This is a genomic window from Zoogloea sp. (genome assembly GCF_044344315.1).
In the GTDB taxonomy this organism is placed as follows: Bacteria; Pseudomonadota; Gammaproteobacteria; order Burkholderiales; family Rhodocyclaceae; genus Zoogloea.
The window spans coordinates 1-11,952 of record NZ_JBIJDC010000131.1 but is presented as its reverse complement, the minus strand read 5'-3'; the positions used below and the strand labels follow the sequence as shown (position 1 = coordinate 11,952).

11 protein-coding genes and 1 pseudogene are annotated in these 11,952 nt (G+C 62.7%); 4 read left to right on the top strand and 8 right to left on the bottom strand.

What is annotated here, in order from left to right; all coding sequences use genetic code 11:
* The 3 genes and pseudogenes from glyA to ACIQ09_RS19770 form a co-directional block, all read right to left on the bottom strand.
* Positions 1 to 157 (bottom strand): annotated as a pseudogene (glyA, locus tag ACIQ09_RS19780) (serine hydroxymethyltransferase); the annotation flags it as partial.
* 128 nt (positions 158 to 285) lie between these two features.
* Positions 286 to 2,322 carry a methyl-accepting chemotaxis protein gene (locus ACIQ09_RS19775; protein WP_398313743.1) on the bottom strand — a complete coding sequence of 679 codons (2,037 nt, stop codon included), beginning with the start codon at positions 2,320 to 2,322 and terminating at the stop codon, positions 286 to 288.
* 98 nt (positions 2,323 to 2,420) lie between these two features.
* The gene (locus ACIQ09_RS19770) at positions 2,421 to 3,059 is read right to left on the bottom strand and encodes a histidine phosphatase family protein (protein ID WP_398313742.1); all 639 of its coding nucleotides are present in this window, start codon (positions 3,057 to 3,059) and stop codon (positions 2,421 to 2,423) included.
* A 244-nt stretch (positions 3,060 to 3,303) separates the two neighbouring features.
* Here ACIQ09_RS19770 and ACIQ09_RS19765 point away from each other — a divergent pair, with 244 nt between their 5' ends.
* From ACIQ09_RS19765 to ACIQ09_RS19750, 4 genes are all read left to right on the top strand, one after another.
* Complete coding sequence (locus ACIQ09_RS19765) at positions 3,304 to 3,894, top strand: TRAP transporter small permease subunit (protein ID WP_398313741.1); 591 nt, start codon at positions 3,304 to 3,306, stop codon at positions 3,892 to 3,894.
* A complete protein-coding gene (locus ACIQ09_RS19760) occupies positions 3,895 to 5,427 on the top strand; it encodes a TRAP transporter large permease subunit (RefSeq protein WP_398313740.1) in 1,533 nt (510 codons plus the stop codon). It abuts the gene before it with no gap.
* Between the two features lie 88 nt (positions 5,428 to 5,515).
* Positions 5,516 to 6,589: a YjgN family protein gene (locus ACIQ09_RS19755; RefSeq protein ID WP_398313738.1), complete on the top strand. Its 1,074-nt coding sequence runs from the start codon at positions 5,516 to 5,518 to the stop codon at positions 6,587 to 6,589.
* A gap of 3 nt (positions 6,590 to 6,592) precedes the next feature.
* Positions 6,593 to 7,636 carry a M48 family metallopeptidase gene (locus ACIQ09_RS19750; RefSeq protein WP_398313736.1) on the top strand — a complete coding sequence of 348 codons (1,044 nt, stop codon included), beginning with the start codon at positions 6,593 to 6,595 and terminating at the stop codon, positions 7,634 to 7,636.
* A 24-nt stretch (positions 7,637 to 7,660) separates the two neighbouring features.
* On the opposite strand, the gene ACIQ09_RS19745 is transcribed toward ACIQ09_RS19750, so the two are convergent.
* The 5 genes from ACIQ09_RS19745 to ruvX all read right to left on the bottom strand — a co-directional run.
* A complete protein-coding gene (locus ACIQ09_RS19745; protein WP_398313734.1) occupies positions 7,661 to 8,698 on the bottom strand; it encodes a GGDEF domain-containing protein in 1,038 nt (345 codons plus the stop codon).
* 215 nt (positions 8,699 to 8,913) lie between these two features.
* Complete coding sequence (locus ACIQ09_RS19740) at positions 8,914 to 10,191, bottom strand: dihydroorotase (RefSeq protein ID WP_398313732.1); 1,278 nt, start codon at positions 10,189 to 10,191, stop codon at positions 8,914 to 8,916.
* 14 nt (positions 10,192 to 10,205) lie between these two features.
* Entirely contained in the window at positions 10,206 to 11,165 is a 960-nt protein-coding gene (locus ACIQ09_RS19735) for an aspartate carbamoyltransferase catalytic subunit (RefSeq protein ID WP_398313730.1), read from the bottom strand.
* Positions 11,158 to 11,658 carry a bifunctional pyr operon transcriptional regulator/uracil phosphoribosyltransferase PyrR gene (gene pyrR / locus ACIQ09_RS19730; protein WP_169145210.1) on the bottom strand — a complete coding sequence of 167 codons (501 nt, stop codon included), beginning with the start codon at positions 11,656 to 11,658 and terminating at the stop codon, positions 11,158 to 11,160. The genes ACIQ09_RS19735 and pyrR overlap by 8 nt, the downstream gene beginning before the upstream one ends.
* On the bottom strand, positions 11,645 to 11,952 hold a 308-nt coding region (gene ruvX / locus ACIQ09_RS19725; protein ID WP_398313727.1), incomplete at its 5' end, for a Holliday junction resolvase RuvX. The genes ruvX and pyrR, both read right to left, overlap by 14 nt.

Below are 11,952 nucleotides of genomic sequence, written 5' to 3'. Positions count from 1 at the left end.
TGGTGAGCTGGGAGCCCTGGGCTTCCATGACGGCTGCACTAACGTAGTTCTCGGACGCGATCAGTTCGATGTGATCTTCCTGACGGCGGTTTTCGGCCTCAATGGCTTGCCAGAGTTCGGGGTCGACCTTGGCGAGGGTATTTTGCTTGGAAAACATGGCGATCCGGGTGGGTTTGAGTCAAAAGAGAAGTTTAACACGGCCGTTCATGCTTGCCGAAAGCCGGTGTTCCAAAACAGTGCGTGCCCACCCCTGTTGAGGGGTGGGCACGCCCGGGATGAGCCTTCTCAGACCCGGAAGTGGCTGACCTTGGATTCCAGGTCGGCAGCCAGTTGTTCGAGCACGGCGGTCTGCCCGTGGGTGTGCCGGGTGATCTGATTGTTCTGTTCGGCCATCTGGGCGATCCGCTCCACACCGCGGGCCACATCTTGGCTGGCAGCACTCTGTTCCCGCGTTGCATCGGCAATGTCGTTGACGGCGCCAGTTGTGCGACTGCTTTCGTTACGGATGGTGTCGAGCACAGCACCCGAGTCGGTGGCGAACTGCACGCCGCCCCTAACTTCGTCGGTAACGCCCTTGATCATGGCGACGACACGGTCGGCCTCACCCTGCACTTCGGACACGGTCACCGATATCTCCCGGGTAGAACTGGCGGTGCGTTCAGCCAGCTTGCGCACCTCATCGGCCACCACGGCAAATCCGCGGCCGCTTTCGCCCGCCCGGGCTGCCTCGATGGCAGCATTGAGGGCCAGCAGATTGGTCTGGTCGGCGATTTCGTTGATGATTTTGCCGATGTTGGATATGCGTGCTGAGCGCTCGGAGAGCAGGTTTACCGCCTCGCCGGCCTTGTTGATTTCCTGGGCGATACGGTCCATGCCACTGATCATGTTTCGCACCTTGAGGCCGCCGTCGTCGGCATGCGCCTGGGCCTGCTGGGTGATGTCCCGGGCCAGCGCTGCGCTGTCGGACACATGGGTGATGCTGACGGACAACTCTTCGATGGCGGACGCCAGGCCCGCCGCCGCTTCGCTTTGGGAGGCGGTGCCATTGACCACTTCATCGGAGCCCAGCCTCACGGTACGTGCTGACTCCTTGACAGTATTGGCAGTGTGGATCACGTCGCCAATCAGGGTGCCGATCTTGCGGGTGGTGCTGTCGAGCGAGCGGGTGATCTGGTCCAGCTCGTTGGCGCTGTCGGCCGAGGTGTCGGGGAAACGGACGCTCAGGTCACCATCGCCAATGCGACGGGTGGCGTCTAGCAGGCCCTTGATGGGGGACAGGCGATTGCGGGTGATGAAATAAAGCACGACAGCGAGCAGGAGGGCTCCACCAATACACAAGGCGATCAGGTTGTTGCGGAGTTGGCGGGCTTCTGCGGTGAATTCGTCGATGAAACTGCCGGTGGCGACGATCCAGCCCCAGGAGGGGGCACTGTCGAACACGACCATTTTCTGTGCCGTATCGGAGCTGTCCGGACGGCTCCAGGCGTAGGTCATCGCCCCTTGTTTGCGCTGAACCTGCTCGGCCACGATGCCGGTAAGGGCCGGGTTGCCGATCTCGCCCAGGGTTTTTCCGGCAAAGCTGGGGTGATGGATGAGTTCAGTCTTGGCGGCTTCCTCATGAGGTGCAAGCACGTAGGTATAGCCCGTGGTGCCGGACCTGATCTCACCAAGGGCCTTGAACAGGCGATCCATGTCACCCTGGATGTCCACCCGGGCCGCTAGCGCGCCGATGACCTTGCCGTTGTCGCCGAGTATGGGTTCGATGGCCGAGATGTAATACTTTCCGGAACGCTTGACGACACCTGTATAGCTCTTGCCGCTCAGCAGTGCCTTGGCTTCCGGACTGTTTCCCGGAATGGGCGTGCCCTCGCTGCTTTTCCCTTCCTTGGTCTTGAGCAAGGTGGCGCCGCGCACGAATTCGTCACCGACCCGGATCAGCAGGGCGGGGTCTGCGTCGATCTGACGTTTTATGCTCTCCAGGACGGCGGTATTGCTGTTGAAAATGCGATCACCACTACGTACGACCGGTACCTGATAGTCGCCGGACGCCATGGTGTCAGGACCGAATCGGAGCTGCCCCGTCGTGTCCTTCAGCCGGGCCAGGCCCTTGTTTGCCTGGGATGTGGCATTGCCGTGGCTGAGCTCAAGCATCCTGACGATGCCCCTGATCTGGTTGTTCAATTCCTCTTCGGTCTTCGCGAGGGCTGCGCGTTCGGCGAAATATGTCGTGAAGGCAATCAGTCCGGAGAAGATGAGAATGCTGACGAAGGTTGCCGCGAGGGCGATCTGATGAACGAGGGACAGACGGTTCAATTTCAACATGAAGGACTCCAGCCGTGCTTGCCATATTGGCAATGGATTGCCTTCTGCATACGGCCGGAGTCGGAATTACTTTAGGGGAAAGTCAGCCTTACCCTAGGTCAGGTGTTGGGCAATTCGTCCAGCGCACTCTTCAGGTGACGCTGCTCGGCCCAGGCGATCAGCCGCCAATCCACGCCATCTCGCTCGATCCAGTTCAGTGCAGCGTTGGGAATGGTGAAGTCACGTGGTGTTTCGAGGGGCTTGCCCGTCGCCAGACGGTGGGCGACGTCGAGGACTCCGCCATGGGTTACCACCAGCACTGTGCCGCCCTGATGACGCGTGGCGATGTCATGGAGAGCCTCATGGATGCGCGCGGCAAATTGCCGCAGGCTCTCGCCGCCACCAGGAAACACGAACTCGGGGTCGCGGCTTTCGAAGTGCTGATAGTCCTCTGGGAAGCGCGCCCTGGCTTCGTCATAGGTGAGCGCCTGGAAAACGCCGTAGTGCCGCTCGCGCAGGCGGGCGTCGATGGCGGGCTGCAGGGTACAACGGGTGGCAATGGCATCGGCCGTCTGACGGGCGCGAAGTAGGTCGGAGGCGTAGGCGGCCTCAAAGCTCTGGTTGGTCAGGCTGGCTGCGGTGGCACGGGCTTGGGCCAGGCCGATGTCATTGAGCGGGATGTCGATATGGCCCTGGAGGCGTCGTTCGGCGTTCCAGGCTGTTTCGCCGTGGCGAACCAGGCAGATGCGGGTGGTCATGGTTGACTGCGGGCAAGGAAAGGGGAGAGGAACCGCAAGTATCGCATGGCCTGCCAAGGTGGCGAATCGCGGCCGGCGGGTTGGGGGAAACCCGCGCCAGCACCGGCTTTAGGCCGTATTGACGCTACGGTAGGCGTAATCCCTGATTGTTGCAGGATCTATCTCGCCGATAATCCCAGCCCAGCAGATACGGGCTTTTGCAGCCTGGATCAAATGGATTTTCACACTAAAGGAGGTGCGGGACGTGCAGGCCCTGCTCAAATTATCACGCGCTATCGATGCGCTTTCGGAGGGTGTTGGCAAGGCGACGATCTGGCTCGTCCTGGTCGTGACCCTCATCAGCGCTGTCAACGCCTTCGTGCGTTACACCTTCAATTACAGCTCCAACGGCTTGCTTGAGATCCAGTGGTACCTGTTCTCGGCCATTTTTCTGCTGTGTGCGGGCTACACCCTGATGCGCAATGAACATGTGCGAATCGATGTGGTTTCGGGCCGATTCTCGCCACGGGCCCATGCGTGGATCGACATCATCGGCACGCTTTTCTTTCTTGCGCCGATGGCCGTAGCCGTTTTGTACCTCTCTTGGCCGATCTTCATCAACGCTTTTCTCAAAAACGAGTATTCGTCGAATGCGGGCGGGCTGATCATCTGGCCGGTGCGCGCACTTGTCCCTCTCGGCTTCTCGCTGCTGATCCTGCAAGGGGTGTCGGAATTCATCAAGCGCGTTGCCTTTCTGAAGGGTCTGATCCCCGATCCCAACGCCAAGGCAAAGGCGCCCTCGGCTGAAGAGGAATTGGCCAAGGCCATCAAGCAGCAACGTGGGGAGGCCGTCTAAATGGAATTCATTGCTGCCAACATGGCGCCCCTGATGTTCGGGTCGCTGGTACTGTTCATGCTGTTCGGCTACCCGGTGGCCTTCGCCCTGGCTGCCAACGGCATCGTTTTCGGCCTGATCGGCATCGAGCTGGGCATGCTCACCCCGGCCCTGTTCCAGGCCCTGCCTGACCGCATCTTCGGTGTCATGTCCAATGACACGCTGCTGGCCATTCCCTTCTTCACCTTCATGGGCCTGATCCTGGAACGATCAGGCATGGCAGAGGACCTCCTCGACACCATCGGCCAGCTTTTCGGCCCGGTGCGCGGTGGTCTGGCCTTCGCTGTGATCTTCGTCGGCGCCATTCTCGCGGCGACCACCGGTGTGGTGGCGGCTTCGGTTATCTCCATGGGCCTGATCTCCCTGCCGATCATGATGCGCTACGGCTACGACCAGCGTCTCGCTACCGGTGTCATTGCAGCTTCCGGCACCCTGGCACAGATCATCCCGCCGTCGCTGGTGCTGATCATCATGGCTGACCAGCTGGGTCGTTCGGTCGGTGACATGTACCAGGGTGCGCTGATCCCCGGCCTGGTGCTGACCGCCTTCTACGTGGGCTACGTGGCCCTCATCGCGGTGTTCAAGCCGAGCGCAGCGCCGGCCCTGCCTCCCGAAGCGCGAACCTTGCGCGGTGTCAAACTGTTGCTGCGGGTGCTGACTTCCTTAGTTCCGCCGCTGATGCTGATTTTCCTGGTGCTGGGCACCATCTTCCTGGGCATTGCCACCCCTACCGAGGGCGGCGCCATGGGGGCCTTCGGTGCCCTGGTGATGGCCGTGATGCGCAAGCGTCTCAGCATTTCCCTGCTCAAGCAGGCCATGGAAAGCACGGCCAAGCTGACCACATTCGTGATCTTCATCCTGATTGGCGCGCGTGTCTTCTCCCTGACCTTTTACGGTGTCGAAGGCCACCTGTGGGTCGAGCATCTGCTGGCTGATCTGCCCGGTGGCCAGGTGGGCTTCCTGATCGTCGTCAATATCCTGATTTTCCTGCTGGCCTTCTTCCTCGATTTCTTCGAACTGGCCTTCATTGTTGTGCCCTTGCTGGCCCCGGTGGCGGAAAAGCTCGGCATCGACCTGATCTGGTTTGGTGTGCTGCTGGGGGTCAACATGCAGACGTCCTTCATGCATCCGCCCTTCGGCTTTGCCCTGTTCTATCTGCGTTCGGTGGCGCCGCCGGCCATCAAGACCACGCAGATCTATTGGGGTGCCGTGCCTTTCGTGGTCATCCAGGTCATCATGGTCGGCGTTTTGATCGCTTTCCCGCAGCTTGTCACCATGGGCCTCGACGCTCAGGTGAAAGTCGATACGGATCAGGTGGAGATCGTCGTTCCGGATGACGCACCCCAGGACGATTCGCCCGTCCAGTTCGACAATGAACCGGCCGCTGGAGCGGCTCCGGCTGAAGGGGGCGAGAAGGATGCAATTCCCGCACCGAACGCTGAGGACGATGCCGCGAAGGCGCTTGAAAAGGCCCTGCAGGGCGACAAGAAGTAGTTTTTGGATCAGATCTGCTTGAAAACCCGGGGTGAGAACCCCGGGTTTTTTCGTTCAGGGCAGCGGTAATGCAGGCTGTGCAAATACAATGCGCATATTTCTCACGTCTTCCTGCATGATGGATAAACACACAAACGCGCTCCCGGTTGTCTTCAGCGGGCAGGGCAGGGATTATTTTGGCATCTGGGCGGTGAATCTGCTGCTCACCATCCTGACCCTCGGAATCTACTCGGCCTGGGCCAAAGTTCGCCGCATGCACTTCTTTTACCGGCATACCTCACTTGCCGGTGCCGCCTTTGATTATCACGGCGAGCCGCTCTCCATCCTCAAGGGGCGGACGCTCGCCTTCCTGATGTTCATGGCATATCAAATCTCGGCCGAGACAGAGCCCATAGTCGCCGCTATCGTCTTCGTGATCCTGATGGCAGTGATGCCCTGGCTGCTACACCGCTCCCTGTGTTTCAGGATGCACAACAGCAGTTATCGTGGCCTGCGTTTTGTGTTCAGGGGCGGTGTGAGGCAGGCCTACGTGGTTTTTCTCGGGCTCCCCCTCCTGATTCTCATCTCCCTCGGCCTCGCCTTTCCCCTGTGGGTGCATGCCCTGAAGGTCTATCAGTACGGCAGCAGTGCTTTCGGGCGCAGCGAGTTCCAGTGCGCGTTGTCCCGGGCCGAGATCTATCGCATTTATCTCGTGGCTGGTGTGGTTGCCATCGGGGTGACCCTCGCGACCACCCTTTTGCTTGGCCTTGGCGTTGCAGAGAGTCTGTCCATGGACGAAGGGGCGGAGACCCGGGTGCTGACGATGCTTGGCGGTATGGCCTTGCTGGCCGGTTTTGCGATGATGCTGTGTGTGGCGCCTTTCGTGGCGGCGCGAGTGCAGAACGCGGTGTGGAACGGCCTGAGCCTTGGGCCGCACCGGTTTCGCAGCGTCGTGTCCGGCCGTCGTCTGGCCTTCATCACCCTGACCAACCTGCTGGGCGTCATTTTCAGTCTCGGCCTGTATCGCCCCTTTGCCGAGTTGCGCCTGATGAAGTATCGCCTGCAGAGCATCTCGATGCTACCGGGGGGAGATCTCGACGATTTTGTGGCCTTCGCCGAGGCTGATCTTGCCGCCATTGGCGAAGAAAGCGCAGAAATGTTCGACGTGGACGTGGGGCTTTAGGTTATGGAATCGCCCGATCCGGCTGTGTCGGCACTGTATTTCAACGGACGCTCGTCTCGCGCCCGCCCCGTATCGCTTTCGGTCGCCAACGGTGAGCTGGTGCTGCGTGGCGACGACGTCGAGCGGCGGGACGCATTGGCCGAGCTGCGCCTCTCCGAGCCTCTGGGCCGCTCCCCGCGGCTGATCAGCTTTCCCGATGGTGCCCATTGTGAAGTGCCCGACGATGCCTCGTTCCGGGTCATGCTGGCGCGCAGTGGTCACCGGGACGCCCATGTGGTGCGCTGGCAGTTCGCGCCGACGGCGGTGCTGGCATCCCTTGTGGCGCTGGCCGCGTGTCTCGTGCTGGCCCACGAGTGGCTGCTGCCCCGCGTCGCCCGTCAGGTGGCAGCGAGAGTCCCGGCGGAGCTGGCAAAGCGAGTGAGCGATGAGACGATAGCGATGCTGGATGCCAATGTCTTTGGGCCGAGCCAGTTGCCGTTAGCCCGTCAGCAGGCGCTGTCTGCGCGCCTCGTTAACCTGAAGCAGGCCGACGGGCCCGTGGTGCTTCCACAGTTGCTTTTCCGTCACGGCCGGAGCATGGGGGCCAATGCCTTGGCCCTGCCCTCAGGTTTGATCGTGGTGACGGATGAACTGGTGGCCCTGGCCCGCAATGACGAGGAGATCCTCGGTGTGCTGGCCCACGAGATGGGCCATGTCAGTCAGCGTCATGGTTTGCGCTTGGCCATCGAAAGCTCTGCTGTCGGCGTGTTTGCCGCCTGGTATATCGGTGACGTCAGCGCCCTGCTGGCAGGGGTGCCGGCGGCTTTGTCACAGGCGCGCTATTCCCGCCGCTTCGAGCGGGAGGCTGATGATCATGCAGCGCGCCTGATGACGGATAACGGGATGTCGGCAGGTCACCTTGCCGACATCCTGGAGCGGATGGAGGCGCCGGCCGGCGCCGGGCAGGGCGCGGACCGTGATGGCGTGGCCTCCGCTTCATCGCCGACCGACTATTTTTCGACCCATCCCCTGACGGATGAGCGCATCCGGCACCTGCGGGCGCGTTGACTCTCGCCACAAGCCGCTGGCGTGTCAGGATGCCTGGCAAAGCCGGTTGCGGCCACTGGCTTTGGCCTCGTAGAGGGCTTTGTCGCTGCGCGTCAGCAGATCGGCGGCCGACTCGCCGGGGCGACGGCTGGCCAGTCCGATGGAGGCGGTGATGTGGGCCAGGCGTTCGCCACTGCGGCTGTCCTTGAGTACCAGGCGTTCGATGGAAAGGCGCAGGGTTTCGGCCAGCTCTACCGCTTTGGCAGCGGTGCCGCCACAGAAGATCAGCGCGAACTCCTCGCCACCGTAGCGATACACGGATACGCCCACCCGGGCCACGCTGTTCAATTGAGCGCCGACCAGACTCAGGACGCGATCGCCCACCGGGTGACCAAACCGATCATTGAACCGCTTGAAATGGTCGATATCCAGCATCGCCAAGTGGATGACCGGCGATCGGTCACCTTGACCCATGAACTGCCCGAGCTCGGTGTCGAAGGCTCTACGATTGTAGACCCCGGTCAGCTCGTCATGCATGGCGTTCTGGCGCAGGGCTTCCATTTCGTCACGCAGGCGCCGGATTTCAGCGTTGGCAGCGCTCAGACGCTGCTCAAAGCGCGCGGTGCTCTCATGCATGGCAGTCGAGCCCTGCAGGAGCTTTTCCACGGTGCCGAACACGTCATCAATGGAGGCGCTGACGGAAGTTGGCCCGCGCAAGTCACGACTGCATTCGTCGAGCAGCGAGTTGAAGGTCTGGGTGCCGGCAATGGTGGCATGGAGATCCTTTCCTATCCCCTGGACCATCTTCTCCAGATCGTCCTTCATGCGTCCCAGGGCCGTCTCGTGGCTTCCCGTGGGGGAAATGTGAGCCTTGAACAGGTCCTCGGCCTTGCTCACTGGAATGGTGCCGTAAGCGGCAACGATGTCGTCGATACGCTGGTTCAGGGTTGGATCCTCGTTGGCGACGTAGGTGTACCAGAGCGCGTAATTGAGGGGGGTCACGGGAATCCCGTGCTTCACCATGATGGGGACGGCCTTGCGCAAACGCTCGGCAGCCTGCTCGACTGAACCGCTGATCACCATTCTTCTCCCTGAATCGCCAAGCTACGGGTGTTGTCCGCAGTGGATTGATCTGATTATTGTGTCGGCCAGCGATGCTCGCCGAGAGGGTGTTATCGGCATATGCCAATGGAAGTTCGGCGGGTTTTGTTAAATTCTTGTGTCGACGAAACAACGACAAACGGCGCCATGAGGCGCCGTTGTGCTTGGGATGGAAGGACCTTTCCGCGGGATAAAACTCAGGCTTCGTACATCACCGTGCCTTCGACCAGCGTACAGCGTACCCGCCCCGGCAGTTCAAGGCCCAGGAAGGGCGTGTTCTTGCCCTGACTCTTGAGCATGCCGCGGGTGATCTGCTGGTGACAGTCCGGATCGAAGATGCAGATATCGGCCCGCGCACCCACCGACAGGTGACCGCCCTTGGCGATGCCGGCAATTTTTGCCGCCTCCGAGGTGACCCGGGCGAGGGCGTCGATCAGCGGCAGCTTGTGTTCGGCCGCCCACTTCAGGGTCAGGGGCAGGAGTAACTCAAGGCCGGTGGTGCCTGGCTCGGACTCGCTGAAGGGGGCTTGCTTGGCATCATCATCCACCGGCGTGTGATCCGAGCAGATGGCGTTGATGCGTCCATCGGCCAGGGCCTTCGACAGGGCGATGCGGTCCCGCTGGCTGCGCAGGGGCGGGATCACGTGGCAGTGAGGGTTGAAGTAGCCGATGTCCATGTCGCACAGGTGCAGATGGTGGGCGGCCACGTCGCAGCTCACGTCCACCCCGTCCTTGCGGGCCTGCTCGATCAGGTCGAGGCTTTCGGCACAGGACACGCGGGTGATGTGCAGGCGCGCGCCGGTCTGACGGGCCAGGCGCAGGTAGGTATATAGGGCAATGATCTCGGCACTGGCCGGGAGGCCCGGGAGACCGAGCCGGGACGCGACCTCGCCGTCGTGGGCAACACCGCCCCGGGCCAGGTAGGGGTCGATGGGCTGCAGCCAGATCCGGAAACCGAAGGTGGCGGCGTAGAGCATGGCCCGGGACAGCACCCGGGTGTCGAGGATGGGTGTATTGGCCTGGCTGAAGGCCACGCAGCCGGCTTCCACCAGCTCGGCCATCTCGGAGAGCTGCTCGCCCTTCAGGCCGATGGTCAGCGCGCCCACGGGATAGACGTGCGCACGGTTAAGCTTCTTGGCCCGGTAGCACAGCATCTCGACCAGGCCGGGTTCGTCCAGTACCGGATCAGTGTCGGGCGGGATGGCCAGGCTGGTGACGCCACCGGCCATGGCGGCGTCCATTTCGGATTCGAGGGTGGCCTTGTATTCGAAGCCGGGCTCACGGAGCCGGGCGGCCAGGTCGATCAGGCCGGGGGCGACGACGAGGCCGCTGGCGTCGATGGTCTTCGCAGCGCTGAAGCCTGCCGGGGCAGACCCGACACCGACGATCTTGCCGTCGGCGATGAAGAGGTCCTGAGGGGCGTCGATCTTGTTGGCCGGGTCAATCAGGCGGCCGTTCTGGATAAGGATGTTCATCGTGCGGATCCGTTTCAGTGGCTGCCGAGCATGCTCATCACCGCCATGCGTACGGCGATGCCGAAGGTGACCTGGGGCAGGATCACGGCCTGGTTGCCGTCGGCCACGGCGGAGTCGATCTCTACGCCGCGGTTCATGGGGCCGGGGTGCATCACGATGGCGTCGGGCTTGGCCAGGGCCAGCTTGTCGGCGGTGAGGCCCCAGACCTTGAAGAACTCCTGCGGGCTGGGCAGCAAGGCGCCGTTCATGCGTTCGTTCTGCAGGCGCAACATCATCACCACGTCCACGTCCTTCAGGCCTTCTTCCATGGTGGCGCAGTAGCGCACGCCCATCTTTTCCACGTCAGTGGGGAGCAGGGTGCGCGGGCCGATGACGCGGACCTCGGGCACGCCCAGGGTGGTCAGCGCCGCGATCTGGGAGCGCGCCACGCGGGAGTGGAGCACGTCGCCGACGATGGCGACGGTGAGGTTGTGGAATTCCTTCTTGTAGTGCCGGATGGTGTACATGTCCAGCAGCCCCTGGGTGGGGTGGGCGTGGCGCCCGTCGCCGGCATTGACCACGTGGATGTGGTCGCGGCCGGTGTTTTCCAGGTGCTGGGCGATCAGGTGCGGGGCGCCGCTGGATTCGTGGCGCACCACGAACATGTCGGCGTGCATGGCGCACAGGTTGTCTACGGTGTCGAGCAGGGTCTCGCCCTTCTTGGTGGACGAGGTGGCGACGTTGAGGTTGATCACGTCGGCCGACAGGCGCTTGGCGGCGATTTCGAAGGTAGTGCGGGTGCGCGTGCTGTTCTCGAAGAACAGGTTGAACACGCTCTTGCCGCGCAGCAGGGGCAGCTTCTTGACCTCCCGCTCGGCCACTTCGGTGAAGGGCGCGGCGGTGTCGAGGATCTGGGTGATGATGGCGCGGGGCAGGCCGTCGAGGGTCAGCAGGTGCTGCAGTTCGCCGTGCTTGTTGAGTTGGGGATTACGCATGGATCAGCCTCAGGGTGAGGGCGCCGGAGTCGTCGCGCTCAAGTTGGAGGTTTTGCCCGGCGGGCAGGGGAGCCGGCAGGGTCAGGGCACAGAAGCTCGCCGCGATGGGCAGCTCGCGACCGCCGCGGTCGACTAGCACCGCCAGGTCCACCCGGGCGGGACGGCCGTAGTCGAACAGTTCGTTGAGGGCGGCGCGGGTGGTGCGGCCGGTGTAGAGCACGTCGTCGACGATAACGATGTGGCTGCTTTCGACGTCGAAGGGGATGCGCGAGCCCCGGGGCTGGGGATGCAGGCCTTTGGCCGAGTAGTCGTCGCGGTAGAAGCTCACGTCGATGCTGCCCAGCGGCTGGGACAGACCGAGCAGGGCGTGAAGGCGCTCGGCCAGCCACACGCCGCCTGTGTGGATGCCCACCAGGCAGGTGTCGGGGGTGACGCGGGGGCGCATGGACTCGGCCAGCGCGGCGATGAGCTGATCGGCTTCAGGAAGCTGCATGTCGGGCACTTTCAAAGTACTGGAGCAGGATGATCTGGGCGGCCGCGGAATCCAGCCGGGGCTTTTGCTTGCGCCAGCCGTGGTGCCCGGCCTCGGCGAGGCGCTCCTCGGCCTCGGCGGAGGACAGGCGCTCGTCCACCAGGGCCACCGGCAGGCCGTAGCGGCCGTGGAGCTGGTTGGCGAAGCGCCGGCAGCGGACCGTCATGGCGTGTTCGGTGCCGTCGAGGTGAACCGGCAGCCCGACCACCAGGGAGGCGGGTCTCCATTCGGCCAGCAGCTTTTCGATGGCCGCGA

Coding starts and splice junctions, on each gene's coding strand:
- ACIQ09_RS19775 (WP_398313743.1), bottom strand. CDS start 2,322: ATGTTGAAATTGAACCGTCTGTCCCTCGTTCATCAGATCGCCCTCGCG.
- ACIQ09_RS19770 (WP_398313742.1), bottom strand. CDS start 3,059: ATGACCACCCGCATCTGCCTGGTTCGCCACGGCGAAACAGCCTGGAAC.
- ACIQ09_RS19760 (WP_398313740.1), top strand. CDS start 3,895: ATGGAATTCATTGCTGCCAACATGGCGCCCCTGATGTTCGGGTCGCTG.
- ACIQ09_RS19755 (WP_398313738.1), top strand. CDS start 5,516: ATGCGCATATTTCTCACGTCTTCCTGCATGATGGATAAACACACAAAC.
- ACIQ09_RS19750 (WP_398313736.1), top strand. CDS start 6,593: ATGGAATCGCCCGATCCGGCTGTGTCGGCACTGTATTTCAACGGACGC.
- ACIQ09_RS19745 (WP_398313734.1), bottom strand. CDS start 8,698: ATGGTGATCAGCGGTTCAGTCGAGCAGGCTGCCGAGCGTTTGCGCAAG.
- ACIQ09_RS19740 (WP_398313732.1), bottom strand. CDS start 10,191: ATGAACATCCTTATCCAGAACGGCCGCCTGATTGACCCGGCCAACAAG.
- ACIQ09_RS19735 (WP_398313730.1), bottom strand. CDS start 11,165: ATGCGTAATCCCCAACTCAACAAGCACGGCGAACTGCAGCACCTGCTG.
- pyrR (WP_169145210.1), bottom strand. CDS start 11,658: ATGCAGCTTCCTGAAGCCGATCAGCTCATCGCCGCGCTGGCCGAGTCC.